This is a genomic window from Ralstonia sp. 1138, assembly GCF_040544795.1.
Lineage (GTDB): Bacteria > Pseudomonadota > Gammaproteobacteria > Burkholderiales > Burkholderiaceae > Ralstonia > Ralstonia flatus.
In genome coordinates, this window is sequence record NZ_JBEPKQ010000004.1 from 101,514 (window position 1) to 115,057 (window position 13,544).

At 61.9% G+C, this 13,544-nt stretch carries 15 protein-coding genes; 2 read left to right on the forward strand and 13 right to left on the reverse strand.

Annotation, left to right across the window (positions count from 1 at the left end):
* Positions 1 to 75 precede the first annotated feature (75 nt).
* The 10 genes from ABIC76_RS18060 to ABIC76_RS18105 all read right to left on the reverse strand — a co-directional run bounded on the left by ABIC76_RS18060 (position 76) and on the right by ABIC76_RS18105 (position 8,003).
* Complete coding sequence (locus ABIC76_RS18060; protein ID WP_354534820.1) at positions 76 to 537, reverse strand: hypothetical protein; 462 nt, start codon at positions 535 to 537, stop codon at positions 76 to 78.
* Positions 538 to 557: 20 nt separating this feature from the next.
* Positions 558 to 1,562 carry a PFL_4669 family integrating conjugative element protein gene (locus ABIC76_RS18065; RefSeq protein ID WP_354534821.1) on the reverse strand — a complete coding sequence of 335 codons (1,005 nt, stop codon included), beginning with the start codon at positions 1,560 to 1,562 and terminating at the stop codon, positions 558 to 560.
* 80 nt (positions 1,563 to 1,642) lie between these two features.
* Positions 1,643 to 3,172: a hypothetical protein gene (locus ABIC76_RS18070; RefSeq protein WP_354534822.1), complete on the reverse strand. Its 1,530-nt coding sequence runs from the start codon at positions 3,170 to 3,172 to the stop codon at positions 1,643 to 1,645.
* Positions 3,165 to 3,755: a hypothetical protein gene (locus tag ABIC76_RS18075; RefSeq protein ID WP_354534823.1), complete on the reverse strand. Its 591-nt coding sequence runs from the start codon at positions 3,753 to 3,755 to the stop codon at positions 3,165 to 3,167. The genes ABIC76_RS18070 and ABIC76_RS18075 overlap by 8 nt, the downstream gene beginning before the upstream one ends.
* A gap of 131 nt (positions 3,756 to 3,886) precedes the next feature.
* Positions 3,887 to 4,444, reverse strand: a complete 558-nt coding sequence (locus ABIC76_RS18080; protein WP_354534824.1) for a hypothetical protein — start codon at positions 4,442 to 4,444, stop codon at positions 3,887 to 3,889.
* A gap of 2 nt (positions 4,445 to 4,446) precedes the next feature.
* Complete coding sequence (locus ABIC76_RS18085) at positions 4,447 to 6,090, reverse strand: ParB family protein (RefSeq protein ID WP_354534825.1); 1,644 nt, start codon at positions 6,088 to 6,090, stop codon at positions 4,447 to 4,449.
* Positions 6,087 to 6,965 (reverse strand): ParA family protein, encoded by an 879-nt coding sequence (locus ABIC76_RS18090; protein WP_354534826.1) that lies wholly within the window; start codon positions 6,963 to 6,965, stop codon positions 6,087 to 6,089. Before ABIC76_RS18090 ends, ABIC76_RS18085 begins: the two co-directional genes overlap by 4 nt.
* 104 nt (positions 6,966 to 7,069) lie before the next feature.
* Positions 7,070 to 7,267 (reverse strand): hypothetical protein, encoded by a 198-nt coding sequence (locus ABIC76_RS18095; RefSeq protein ID WP_354534827.1) that lies wholly within the window; start codon positions 7,265 to 7,267, stop codon positions 7,070 to 7,072.
* A gap of 204 nt (positions 7,268 to 7,471) precedes the next feature.
* Complete coding sequence (locus tag ABIC76_RS18100; RefSeq protein ID WP_343548655.1) at positions 7,472 to 7,684, reverse strand: hypothetical protein; 213 nt, start codon at positions 7,682 to 7,684, stop codon at positions 7,472 to 7,474.
* Between the two features lie 94 nt (positions 7,685 to 7,778).
* A complete protein-coding gene (locus tag ABIC76_RS18105; protein WP_343548654.1) occupies positions 7,779 to 8,003 on the reverse strand; it encodes a helix-turn-helix domain-containing protein in 225 nt (74 codons plus the stop codon).
* A gap of 73 nt (positions 8,004 to 8,076) precedes the next feature.
* Here ABIC76_RS18105 and ABIC76_RS18110 point away from each other — a divergent pair, with 73 nt between their 5' ends.
* Both ABIC76_RS18110 and ABIC76_RS18115 read left to right on the forward strand, forming a co-directional pair.
* Complete coding sequence (locus tag ABIC76_RS18110) at positions 8,077 to 8,562, forward strand: helix-turn-helix domain-containing protein (protein WP_343548653.1); 486 nt, start codon at positions 8,077 to 8,079, stop codon at positions 8,560 to 8,562.
* 1,001 nt (positions 8,563 to 9,563) lie between these two features.
* Complete coding sequence (locus ABIC76_RS18115) at positions 9,564 to 9,785, forward strand: helix-turn-helix transcriptional regulator (protein ID WP_343548652.1); 222 nt, start codon at positions 9,564 to 9,566, stop codon at positions 9,783 to 9,785.
* On the opposite strand, the gene ABIC76_RS18120 is transcribed toward ABIC76_RS18115, so the two are convergent.
* The 3 genes from ABIC76_RS18120 to ABIC76_RS18130 all read right to left on the reverse strand — a co-directional run bounded on the left by ABIC76_RS18120 (position 9,769) and on the right by ABIC76_RS18130 (position 13,448).
* Entirely contained in the window at positions 9,769 to 10,968 is a 1,200-nt protein-coding gene (locus ABIC76_RS18120) for a tyrosine-type recombinase/integrase (RefSeq protein ID WP_343548651.1), read from the reverse strand. The two genes, ABIC76_RS18115 and ABIC76_RS18120, sit on opposite strands and share 17 nt — an antisense overlap.
* Positions 10,969 to 11,275: 307 nt before the next feature.
* Positions 11,276 to 12,895, reverse strand: a complete 1,620-nt coding sequence (gene guaA / locus ABIC76_RS18125; protein ID WP_354534828.1) for a glutamine-hydrolyzing GMP synthase — start codon at positions 12,893 to 12,895, stop codon at positions 11,276 to 11,278.
* Positions 12,870 to 13,448: a hypothetical protein gene (locus ABIC76_RS18130; RefSeq protein ID WP_012761917.1), complete on the reverse strand. Its 579-nt coding sequence runs from the start codon at positions 13,446 to 13,448 to the stop codon at positions 12,870 to 12,872. The genes guaA and ABIC76_RS18130 overlap by 26 nt, the downstream gene beginning before the upstream one ends.
* Positions 13,449 to 13,544: the final 96 nt, after the last annotated feature.

Below are 13,544 nucleotides of genomic sequence, written 5' to 3' on the forward strand. Positions count from 1 at the left end.
CCACCTGCTGCGTGCATCGTGGACGCCATCGGTGGCGTCCATGCCCCAAATAGCACGCGCGGACTGTTGCGGACATCACTTCAGTGAGTGGCCGTGGCACGGCCACCCCTTTTTCTCCAGCGGTCCCGCGAGGGCATCCTGAACCAGACGCCAGTGCCTGCGTGCCTCGGACAGCAAACCGTATTCGGCCCGCAGGAGCTTAGCCGTCTGGACTAGCTCGATGCGTTGCGCCTCCAGCTGCAGCAGGCTTATTCGCAACACGTGCGGTTGCCGGCTGGCCTGATCGACAAATTGTGGTACGGACAGCCATGGCATGCCACGCGCGCACAGACGCCAGCGCAACTGGTGCACCGGTGTCCGCCCTTCGGACGGGACGGTTTGGCAGTAGCGCAGTCGCAGTGGCGTTGCCTGCAGCAGTTGATCCGTCCGGGCGGCAAGCACGCGCATCTGGTCCGCGACCGATTCCAATTGCGTGCCCGCCCGCCGCTGGCGCAGCCCCAGCCCCTTACCCTTAGAGTCCTTTGCGTCAAGGAACATTGACACCTGCTCGTGCCCGGTCATAGCAGTGTCGACCCTACGGACGTTTCCTCAGGCGTAAGCACTGCCGCAGTGTCCCCCATGGTTGTCCTCGGTCCAGATGGGTGAATCAAGCGCTGGCCGTGCCGCGGCCGCTGGACCCCAGATAGCACCGCGCCGGGCAGGTCACCGTAGACCTGGGTCAGCATGCTGATCCGCCGCTTGGCCGTGGCATTGGATTGCGGCAGGAAGTCGGCTCGCGTGCAATGCCGTACCGCTTCGTTATGGAGAACGGTGTTGAACTGGACAATGCGAGTGATAAGCCGGCGCAGCGGCGTGCGTACGGCGCGGATTGCAGCATCCACCTCCTGGTCGGACATGGCAGCGCGGCGACCGAGCGTGCGAGCCAGGCGCACAGCGTAGTCGAAGTCCAGGATCAGATTGACGATCGCGTACGCGTACGGCGAAGAGAACGTCAGTTCGGTACGCTGGGTCTGCGCTGCAGCAAGGATGGAGATCTCCAGACCACGCGAGCGCAGCGCATCGAGTTTGGCAACCAGTTCGTCGACGTACTGACGCAGCGAGGTCTTGACCTGGTCAATTTCCCGATCAATGGTGATCAATGCCCAATCAGCGAAAGGGTTGTCATGCAGAGACTGCGTCCATAACATGCGCAGAGCGTAGGCGCACAGGCGAGCCCCGTAGATGGGCGCCACACCGGCCCGGGCGTCAGCCGCGCGTCCGAGGAACAGCCGGTACGCATCACGCGTGTGCAGATGCATGACGTCCGCCTGCACAGCCCTGAGCGCGCCCATGTTGCGCATGGCCTGGGCTTCACGATCACGAACCAAGGGGCCGGCCTGGTTGCGGCGCTCGGCACCGACCTGTCGCTGGCGCAGCTCTTCTTCTCGGTGCAGCAGTTCACGCAACCGAGACTGGCGAGGATCATGCGGATCAGTATCCCCGTCGAGCATGTCTTGCAGCGCCAGACGCTCGCGCTCGATGTCGTAGCCGTCGGGAAATGGTGCAGATGCGATCGGTGTCATGGAGTGACTCCTGTTCATCCAATGTCAGGGATCGATGGGTGGCCGTGGCACGGCCACCCTGCCCTGAGCCCGGTGGGTGGTCATGACTTGGTCCGCCCCCGCACGAGTGCCAGTAGTTGTGACAAGTGGGCCGCGCCAGTCGTTGAGCGTGCAGGAATGCCCGGTCTGGCAGTAACGGGATCAGCAGGCTTGTGCGCGATGGCTGCGTGCAGTGCATGCTCCGCGGCAGCGTTCGCGATCACAACCCGGTGTTGCGCCTCGCGGGCGGCCCTGATGCGAGGCCCATACGCCGGCGTAAACGCGCCACGCTGGGCGGCGGCAATCATGGCATGCAAGTAACCGAGCGGGTTATGCACGCCGCCAGGCTTGAAGCGTATGGCGCCAATCAGTTCATCGGCGATTGCCTGCCTGGCGGCATCGGTCGCAGACCACTGCGCCAGCAACCGAAGCGCCGACGACGCCAGGTTCCCTGTTGCATCTGTATCGAGATCCGGCAAGACGACACCACCACCGAATGCAGGCACACCCGCGTCGGCTGACGCATGCGCGCGCGGTTGTTGTCGTTGTAGTTTTATGGTTGTAGTTAACTTCGTATATATGTTGCGCACGTTTCCCGCCGACTGATTGGCGCGTTTTCCGCCCGCTGATTGCCATGCGTTCTGCCGGCTGATTTGCACGGTTTCTGCCGACAAGATGCCGAGATCCGGCAAACTGGAGGCCGCAACTGGGCCCTCGGATGACCGAGACTGAGCCGACTGGGCGCTCACGCGGGCTGGCCGATCGCATGGCTTGCGTGGTGCGGTTTTCACTGGTTCACGCAAACACGTGCGTCGGCACAGCCCGTTCATAACGCTGTCGAGATTCAACAGCAGAACAACGACGGGCGGAACGCCCTGGCGAAACTCTTCAATGACCCCGGCCTCCCGTAGGGTTCGGCGGGCGTTTTGCAACTGCGTTCTGTCCATCCCGGACAGGCGGGACCACTCGGGCTGCGACAGGGTCATGCCGCGCACCTGTTCCTGGCGACGCGCGAGCTTGAAGAACTGCGTCAGCGCGCAGGACAGAAAAAGCGCCGACGTAACGCTGCCCGTCAGCGTGGCGAACTCGCGGTGAAACCACTGGATGGGCCCAAGCAATTGGCGAACCCACTGTTCGCCCGCTCGCAGGGTACGCAGTGAAAGCGGGCGCGCTGCCACATCATCCGGCGCCGCGGGCGGTAACCGACGCCTGTTGACGTCGAGAGACGCGAGTTGTTCGCCCAATCGCTCAAGCTGGATGCGAAACCACATGCGCCGCGGCATGCCAATCAAGCGTTCCTCGAATACGCCAAGCTCGCGCAGGATACGGCGGGCGGTTTCCTGCTCGGTGCGGCTCATACCGGTCTGCTTCTGCCACTCGTGACGGGTCTTGTAGAACCAGCCGTCATTGGCAACGATGTCGGGGCCGCGTGCGGTCCAGTAGAGCGCCTGCGACAGCATGAGTCCGGCCTTGACCGAACCCGCCAGCCGCGCAAGGTTGTCATGAAAAACGACAGGCGGGCCCAGGCTGCGATAGACCGCCTGCAGCGCCTGGAAGCGGACGGGGCCTGGCCCACTGGAAAGGCTAGGCACGGCGCTGACACCGGTCACCTGTTGCAGACTGCCCTCGCCCCTGCATCGTCTGAATGGCCCGTTCGATGGCATCGAAGACCACACGGGTGAAGATGCGCGCCGGCATTCCAGTGCGGACCTCCTCGATGAAGCCAAGGTCCTGTAGGGTTCTACGCGCGGTCGCCTGCTCATGGCGCGTCATGCCCGTCTCGCGCTGCCAGAGCACAATGCTCAGGTGAAACCATCCGTCGCCATCCGGATCGACAATGGCGTCATGGCCATCGTAGAGATGAATGGCATAGGTGAGCATCAGCGCAGCGGTAATCGAACCCGTCATGCCGACCAGATCACGGCGAATAAAGAGTGGCACATCCAATGCGGTAAGTAGGATGTGCGGAGTGAAGCCATGTGCATCGTGGCGCTCGCCGTCGAACTGGATGACGAGCGCTTCTTCACTAGGATGCACGGCGCGCGTGGTGGTCACAGCGCGCTTGCCCGGTACGACCTGTCGAGCGGACTGGGGACGTGCATGTTTGTTGTCTGGCGCCTGGTTAGGTGCGGCGCGAAGCTTGGTAGCCACCGCCGATTCAGGGTTTCGTTTCACGAGCACACCTCCTACGTCTTAGCAGCAACGGGACCTCCCGTTGGACCGACCACTGAAAGATGTCGCCAAATTCCAGCAGCAGCCGCAGCAGCGTGGCACCCATCACCGGGCCAATCGCCTTGGCTGTCATCTCACGCGCCGAATTCATTGAGTACGGCATCCAGCGCCGCCAGTGGCCACCGCGAAAATTGCCGATGCAGCGCGATGTATCGCTTGATCAGCGTGTCGTCGATCCTCGCCCAGGCCGCGTGCATGGCATCCCGCTCATCGGGGTGCGGTAGCGTCTGTCGGCGTCCCAGCCGCCCATACGGCATATTGTTGGCCCTCGCCAATCGCGCCAGACGATCAACCTCGCCGCGATCCAATGCAAAGACCCGCTGTATGAGAGCAAGCGACGCACCATTGGCCAGGAAGTACATCACGTCCGCGTTGTGCTCGGGCAACTGGCCGCTGCGCCGCACCGCCTGCAGCAACCTCTTGAGATTGAGTTCAACGAACACGGCTTTGTCCGCGAGCGAGGACGCATTGACCAGTTGTTCGGCCGGAATGCTGCGCAGCGCCTGCTCGGTTTGCGCATCCAGCAGGTGCTTACCGTCCTGGCTCAACTGGCGGATCAGATCGAGCATGATCAGCGAGCGCAGCCCTGCGTGATCGACTTCGATACGGATGCGTCGATTCGGGTCGGCCATGTTCAGCGCTCCTTTCTCCGAAACAGGTAGTCCTGCGTGAAACTGAACCGATTCGCCGCGTGCTCGTGCAGCGCCACCACCGCCTGCAGGAGATCGGACAGCAACCGTCCGGTGCCCGAGGCGTGCAGCATCACTAGCGGCAGATAGTCCGCGAACACCATGGCTTGCCGGGTCGACAGGTCATAGTGCGCATTGGCCTCCCGCAGCACGAGTGCCACCGACGTACTCGTGGCGTCACCCTCCTCGCCCTCGAACGCCTGACGCCAGACCGAGCTCGGAGGCAAACCTCGGGCGACCGGTCGAAACAGCTGACCAGAGAGTTGCGCGAGGATCCACCAGCTTGCCTCGCGCAGGTACGGATCAGCACAGTCCGCAAATGGGAGGACGTCGACGTAGTACCCCGCAGGCGCCAAATTGCTGGGAACGAAGCAAGCCTCAAGGTCAGTCGCATGAGCAAATCTCTGCGCATAAGCCACAACATGGTCAGCAGGATCCTGCGTCGCGAGCGCGACGGCCGGCCGCGGCTTCGGCGCGGGAGCCGCTCCGTCTCGTCGACAGATGTCTTGCGCAGCGACCGACATCGGTGTCGGTCGCTTTTCAACAATCCCTGTGGTCTGTGTGATCGCACGGGCCTCGTCTTCGACGGCCTGCGCGGACTTGGCTAGCGACGTCCCATCCGCCGCGGCATCGATACCCCCTGTCGGTGGCGGCAATCGTGCTGGCGACTGCTGGGCTGAGCCCTCACACAACTGGGCTGCCGAGACGGCTGGATCATGGCGCAGCGCGTCGAGCCACGCACGCAGCGTGGCTGCCGGTACCGACAAGCTGACAGCCAAATCCTCCGCGATCGCCGCACACAGCGCGTGAACGGCAAAGGTCTCGGGAGCTTCGGCAAGCTGGCCGCTATAGCGCTCCATTGCAGGCCAGAGCGTCTGCGCGAACAGCGTTTCGGGTTCGGTGCCAAACTTGCGCGCCAGTTGCACAAACTCGGTCAGCGCGGGCTGCAGGCGTTTGGCGGCATTGTTGGTCAACAGCCGTCCGAGCGGTGCGAGGTAGTCAACCGCGTACTCGTAGAGCTGGATCATGCTGCGCGATATTTCAACCCCGCGAAGGGCGAACGCCTCGGCCATGCGCCGCTGGGACAGCGTTTCTCCGGTCTCCCGCTCGATGTCGCGCTTGAGTTGACGGCACGCGCTGGCGCGGTCCCAGAAGCTCATCTCGCCGCGCTTGGTGTTCTCGATGATATGGGCCGCGCGCACATGGAACTCGCTCTGCCAGGGCTCGACCAGCACCTGCTGGTACTCGAAGCGACGGTCCTCGGTTTCGGCCCACAGCTCTTGCAGGATCGCGAGCCGCGTGTTGCCTCCCGAGGCAATCATGTAACGCTCGGCGCCGGGGCGGCGAGTCACCGTCAGCCGGGTAATCAGGCCACCACGAGCCAGAACTGAAGCCTTGATCTCCTCATAGGCGGCATTGCGCTCACTGCGCGGGTTGCCATCATACGGATCGATATCGGTGACCCGTAGCACCGCAACACCGGCCACATCCTCCTCCGGCCGCAGTCGCGTGACCTGCGTGTCGGGAAACTGGGCATCCAACGACATGCGTGCAAACCGGGACTGGCGCAGGCGATCGCTCGCGCTCATACCGCCCTCATCTCGCCAGGCACGGCGATATCGCCCATTCGCGTGATGTATGGGCGCAAAAACGCGGGAGCCTCTCCTTCCAACGCGGGCACTAACTCCCACACCAGACGCAGCATGAGTTCGGCCGCCGACGGACCGGAACCGGTCCGCATGAACTCGTGGCGATGCACCGGCAGGCGCAGCGTCGCCGCCTCCTTGTAGGCCTTGGCGTACGGAATGCTGGTGGCCAATACGTCGACTTTGCCGCGCAGCGACAAGAACGCCTTGCGCAGCTCCTCCGCAATCGCCCGCGCGTCGCGCGTGCGATCCTGCCGGTAGATCACCGCCTTGATTTGCCCCAGGCCGACGCCGGCCGAATCCAGGTGTTCGAGGAGATCGATGGTGCCCTGCCGGAATTCGCGTGCCGACAGGACATCCGGCGCAATCGGCGAGAGCAGCACGTCTGCCGCCAGTGCCGCGGTATCCAGAATGGCGCCGCGGGCGCCCTGCGTGTCGATCAAAATAACGTCGTATCGCTGTGCCGCAGGAGAGACGCGCAGGCAGTTGCACAGCCGCAGGCCGCGATCGAGGCGAGGTGCCAGCCACGCGCGCAGCGCTCCGCTGCCGGCATCACCGACCACGAGGTCAAGCGTACCGCTCGACGGGTTCGGCAACTCAATGCTTGAGATGCAATCGTCGAGCACCACACCAGTCTGCAGAACCCGTGTCAGGCCGTTCAGCGCAGCACGCGGAAAATACTTCGTGAGCGACTGCTGCTCGTCAGCATCGATCATCAAGACCGACAGGCCGAGATCCGCGAGCAAGCCGCCCAGGTTGGCGGTGATCGTCGTTTTGCCGACGCCGCCCTTTGTACTGATGATCGTGATGGAAACCATCCTATCCTCAGAAAACTTGAGGGCTTGTCCATCCCAACAGCCGACGGCCGGAGATCGTCGCCACTCAATCTACCCAGCCTAGCCAAGCGGGTCCCGTGACTGCTTCAGCCGGAGGGCCGCTCAGGCTGTCGTACAAACCGCCTGCACGGCTCACCGCGTTTTGGCGCGTCCACGAAGACCCGTTCGCCCAGGCTCTGCTCGGTGTGGAACAACTCCGGAGAAGTACGGTGCAACCGGTCAATCGCTTCTTCGACAGCAAGCTGGCCATGCCGTGACGCCTCCATCAACATCTGCATCACCATGAGCGTCTCCTCAGTTGTCGCATTGCCGCCCGGCGATGGGCCGGTCGATGCCTGCGAGAATTGGCGCGTCGCGCGAATGCGGAAGAGTCCGGGCGAGCCGGTGTTCAGTCATGCCGTCCAACCTTACCGGCCTGATGGGCCAACCCGCCGGGTTCAACATCAACGACATCGAACGCCTCCAGCGCTGTACCCACTTGCCTAGCATCACGCCAGCGGAGCATCGTAGACACGGGTGTCGATCGGCACGTCTTCGATGCGCTCAACCGACAGCACGCAGGCGCAGCCGGTGACCACTTTCGCGATCCGGGCAGCCTCTTCCGCGCTCTCGGCCTTGATCTGCAAGTAGGGAGTGAGCGAGCCATTGTTGACGAGAGGGCTGTCGGTGTAAGTGCACCGATAGACAAACTTGGTCGGCATCACACGCCTTATACCAAACAGGGAAAGCGACGCGGGCCAGCAACGCGCGCTCGCGAGAACGTTCGAGGTACATGGCACTCCTCGACACGGTGTGTCATCGACGCGCCCCCGCTTCCTTCAGGACATCGTCGGCCCGTTCCGCCTCCACCTCGCTCAGCAACTCAGTCAAGCGCCGAACCGTCTCGTAGGAAGTCCGCTTGCCTCGTAGCCCAGTACCGAGATGCGAGACAGTCGTTTGTGCCATGCCCGAGCGGCGTGCGATTTCCAACTGCGTCAATCCAAACGCCCGCAAGCGCGCAATGATGTCTTGGGCTTTCATGAGGCCACAGATTATGCCATAAGTACTCGTTTTTCAAGTACACAAAGGCTAAAAACACTAATACAATTGCAATATGGACACCATCGCCTCCCGGGTTCTCGCCCGGCGCAGTCAACTCAACCTGTCGCAAGACGCCCTGGCAAAACGGGCGCGCTTGTCGCAGTCGACCATCGCCCAAATCGAGCGGGGCAGGAACAAGTCGTCCCGGCATATCGTGAAGTTGGCGGATGCGCTGCTCGTCCCAGTACGCTGGCTAGCCGAAGGCGGAGAGCTACCGCTAGCCCCTCTCTCGAGCCCTGGAAAGGGCGGGAGGAACATCGTGCCATTGGAGCAGAAGACGGTGATGACTGGCGTGGCGCAGCAGCCCACGGACGCTTATAGCGCCGAATTGGTGCGACTTGCCTTTCTCACACTCGCGGAAAGTCTGGAGGAATGCGACGCGGAACTCTCTGCCGAGAAGATGGCGGATGCGCTTGTTATGGCGTGTCAGCTACTGACCGCCAACCCCACAGTCAATGCCAAGCCGGTGCTCATCAGCGCCCTGAGGCTTGCCTCATGAGGCCCCAATAATGATCACACATTAGGGCTATCGCCGCACATAAAAAGCAATTTAAGTAATATTTAAATCTATAATTAAATAACTATTAATTTATAACATTTGTTTCCGTGAATTGTGATACCGCTGACCGGCCCCTAAACTCGCTTACCCAAAGACGGAGGTGACAATGGGCGTTGAAGATAAGCTAAAGGACTTGATCCGTGAGAATGCCACGCCAAAGCGCTCCAAGCCGACTTCCGCCATTCACATCCGCAATAGCCTTGTCCTGATCCACGTCGGAAACCGAGGGTCACGCCCCTCCGCCTCCACCGGCTCCGCGCCCTCTTCGCCGCTTAAGAAAGTGAACCGCTGAATGCTCACCATTCTGGACGTCGGCGTCTCCCAATTCTTGGAGAAGATCCGATAGGGAGTGATCTGTGAAGATGACTGGGCCATAGCACACCAGCACAACATTGCCCCTGCCCGTCAATGTGACTGGCACCTCATCTTCAGTATCGTCCGACTTCGAGTTCATAGCGCCTCGCCAAATCACTTTCTTTAAATGTGATTTAAACAAACATAGAACAAGCAAGACGAAATTACCACTTTCGGAGATCAGCCGAATTATTGGACTGCTCTCGCTTCATGCGCGCACGACTAGCTTGAGTCCGATAGGCCTGCGCCCCTTCCCAGGCAACCTCCTAGAATCCATAGACCACGTTCGGCTCGCCCTCTTAGGTCGCCTAGGTGCAGACAATCTTTGCTTCCACGCGCGCTTCTGCAGCCGCAGCATTTGCCATAGCCGAATGCCTGGGACATCTGATACTTGCATTGTGAGTGGCTTGAAGTAATGTACTTGCTTGACAAGTACATTTGCCATGCTTGATCGCAGACGAAGTCGCAAGGGCTCCCGTCAACGCCGCTACGCGATCATGACGCCACAAAAGCCATGCGCTTTTGCTCCCACCAACGCCCTCTGCGCCCTCCGCACCAGCGAGCGCGCGCAGGAATAAACGCGAATCATGAAGACTCTCATCAACCGGAAAAAGCTGCTGGCAATGATCCCCCTCTCGGAGCGCACCATCTTCAACATGGAACGGCGAGGGGACTTCCCGCGACGCATTGCGCTCACGAGTCGGAACGTGGCATGGGACTTGGACGAGGTCGAAGCTTGGATTGCGGAACGAAGGGCGTCTGGCGTTCAGGCTGCACGCCCCGGCCCCACTTTTATGGCCGTCGCTTAAGCGTCCATTCGTCAATCATGTCCGCCCAGTCTTGCAACATTGCTTTGCGCTGCTCCCGGTACTCGGCCTTGTTGTAGACGGCCCGCACTCCTCGCTGCTCATGGGCGAGACATTTCTCGATCCAGTCGGTGTTGTAGCCGGCCTCGTGCAGCAGTGTGCTCGCCGTTCGCCGTAAATCATGCGGCCCGAACTTATTGAGGGATTTCCCCTCTTTCTGTGCCAGCTTGTACGTCAGCGTCAGTACCTGATTCAGCGTCGCGCTACTCATCGGCGTGTCGGAGTCATATCGCGACGGCAGCACGTAATTTGACCCGCCCGAGAAGGTCTTTAGGGCAATGAAAATTTCCAACACTTGGCTCGACAGGAACACCAGATGAGGGTTGCGTCGCTTCATCCGTTCCTTGGGAATTGTCCAGAGCGCCTCGCTGAAATTGATCTCACCCCACGTCGCATTGGTCAGTTCGCTTTTGCGCACCATCGTCAGCAGCAGCAGCTTCGCCGATGCCCGAATTGAAGGCGTCGTCCCGATACGCTCAATGTACTGGTACATCAGCCCGATTTCATCCGGTGTCAGCGTCCGGTCACGCGGCTCGAACTTGGCAATGGTGACCGGCCGGACCATTTCCGCCGGGTTTTCGATCTTCTGACCGCGCTCAATAGCCCATCGATAGACTTGCAACACCACGTCGCGCGCATGCACTGCTGTTGCCGGCGCACCGCGTTCCACGATGGCATCGGTCAACGCCCGCAAATCCTCGTGGGTGATTTCGACCAGCTTCTGATTGCCGAACCTAGGCTTCAATTCGCGCTCATAGACGGCTCGCCGCATGTCCCGGGTGGAGTCGGCCATCTGGTATCCCCGTAGCCACTTTTGCGCCCAGGCATCGAACGTCTCGGCACCTTTCACACGGGCCTTGTCCCGCGCTTTCTCCTTGGCCGGCGACTTCCCGATGGCAATCAGCTTTTTGGCCTCACCCAACCGCTCGCGGGCCTCCGACAAAGTGATGCCTCCAACGCCATAGCGCCCGAACGTGATGGTCTCCTGCCGACCGCTAATCGAATAGTTGTAACGGAAGGAAATCGCCCCGGCAGTCGTGACGGCCACATAGAGGCCATCCCGGTCGTTCACCTTGTACAGCCTGTCCTGCGGCTTGAGGTTCCGAAGCTTGGTATCGGTCAACATGGTCCCGTCCTTCCCTGCTTCGCAATACCATGTTCCAAAAGTGGGGGCGTTTCACCCCGCCAACCCTTTAGACACAACGGTTTGCGTGATTTCAATACCATGAAACACAGTGAAATCGCAGCATGGCATCGGAAGCCGGCTACGACATCGATTCCAATACTACCATCCGCCATACCATAAAAAATTGCGACTTGACGGTGCACCGGGTTGCCGGTCGATGCCACTTCAAAATACAAAAAAGCCCGCAGTGACGCGGGCTTTCGGGTGTTTTCGTGCTACTAGATGCTGGCGGTTGCCAGACACCAAATCACTCCCACTCAATCGTCGCAGGCGGCTTGCCCGACACGTCGTACACGACGCGGCTCAAACCACGCACCTCGTTGATGATGCGGTTCGACACGCGGCCCAGCAGCGTGTACGGCAGATGCGCCCAATGTGCAGTCATGAAGTCGGTGGTCTGCACGGCACGCAGCGCCGTCACGTAGTCGTATGTACGGCCATCGCCCATCACGCCGACGGACTTGATCGGCAGGAACACCGCAAACGCCTGGCTGGTCAGGTCGTACCAGCTCTTGCCCACATCGCCTTCGCTGCAGAGGCCGGCAGCCGCGTCCTGCGCCGTGGCCTTGGTACCGCGCAGCTCTTCGATGAAGATGGCGTCGGCACGGCGCAGCAGGTCTGCATATTCGCGCTTGACCTCGCCCAGAATACGCACGCCCAGGCCCGGCCCCGGGAACGGATGGCGATACACCATTTCATGCGGCAGGCCCAGCGCCACGCCCAGCTCGCGCACTTCATCCTTGAACAGGTCGCGCAGCGGTTCGAGCAACTTCAGGCCGAGCGTTTCCGGCAGGCCGCCCACGTTGTGGTGGCTCTTGATCGTCGTTGCCTTCTTGGTCTTGGTGCCGCCCGATTCCACCACGTCCGGGTAGATCGTGCCCTGCGCCAGCCACTTGGCGTTGCTGAGTTTCTTGGCTTCGGCCTGGAACACCTCAACGAACTCGCGGCCGATGATCTTGCGCTTGGCTTCCGGGTCCGTCACACCGGCCAGGTGGCCGAGAAACTGCTCAGAGGCATCCACGTGCACGACCTTGGCGTGCAGGCGGCCGGCGAACATGTCCATCACCATCTTGCCTTCGTCCAGGCGCAGCAGGCCGTGGTCGACGAACACGCAGGTCAGCTGGTCACCGATCGCGCGGTGAATGAGCGCCGCCGCCACCGACGAATCGACGCCACCCGACAGGCCGAGGATCACCTCTTCATCGCCGACCTGCTCGCGGATGCGCTTGACGGCTTCCTCGATGTGGTCGCGCATGATCCAGTCCGGCTTGGCACCGGCGATCTCCAGCACGAAGCGCTCGAGCATCGCGCGGCCCTGCACGGTGTGCGTGACTTCCGGGTGGAACTGCACGGCGTAGTAGCCACGCGCCTCGTCGGCCATGCCGGCAATGGGACAGCTCGGCGTCGAGGCCAACAGCTTGAAGCCCGGGGGCAGCTCGGCGACCTTGTCGCCGTGGCTCATCCACACCTTGAGCATGCCGTGGCCTTCCGGCGTGGCGAAATCCTGGATGTCCTTGAGCAGGCGGGTGTGGCCATGCGCGCGCACTTCGGCGTAACCGAATTCGCGGTGGTCGCTCCACTCCACCTTGCCGCCCAGCTGCACGGCCATGGTCTGCATACCGTAGCAGATGCCGAGCACGGGCACGCCCAGGTCCCACACGGCCTGCGGAGCGCGCAGCTGATGGTCTTCGTAGGTGCTGGCGTGGCTGCCGGACAGGATGATCGCCTTGGGCGCGAACTCGCGCACGAAGGCGTCGGACACGTCGTTCGGATGGATCTCGCAATAGACGTGTGCTTCACGCACGCGCCGCGCAATCAGTTGCGTGACCTGCGAGCCGAAATCAAGGATGAGGACTTTGTCGTGCATGTTGTGGAGGAATGGAATCGGCAATCGTGTCGACTTCAGTGCCGGGGCCGTAGCCCGGAGGCGGCATGTAGCCAGGTTCTTTGCGTTGCGCCTTTTCTGCGCGTTCGCGTTCGCGCGCGGCCGCGGCATCTTCACGGGCCTTCTGCGCGCGCACGCGCTCATGGGTGCGCACGCGGCGCGAGGCGGGAATCTGCACAGCGGAAAACGCCGCCAGCACCGCCGCAAACGTCGGCAGCCAGATGCGGCCTGCGCCGTCCACCGGCAGGTGGAAGAACAGCAGCCAGGCGATCACCAGCACGGCGACGGCCAGGTTCACATGACCGACCACCTGCGCCACGGCGGTTGTCAGTTGACCGTTGACCGTGGCGTGCCACAGCAGCCAGGCCACGCCAATCAGCGTGACGCCGAGCAGCTGGCCGTACATCGCAGGCTCCGGCTGCGGCAATTGCAGCGCGCCGAAGATGGACGTCATCGGTGAAGCCAGCAGGACGAGACCGACGCACAGTGCGACAGCCGCATCCAGAAACAGAACGAGTCGCAAAAGCGCTTTCATCATCGTCTCCAGTTGCGGGCGGCCGCCCGTGCTTCGGCCGCCGGTTGATTCAGCCGGAGCGCCCGCGCACCCCGGCGGCAGTACTGCTTGCCTTCT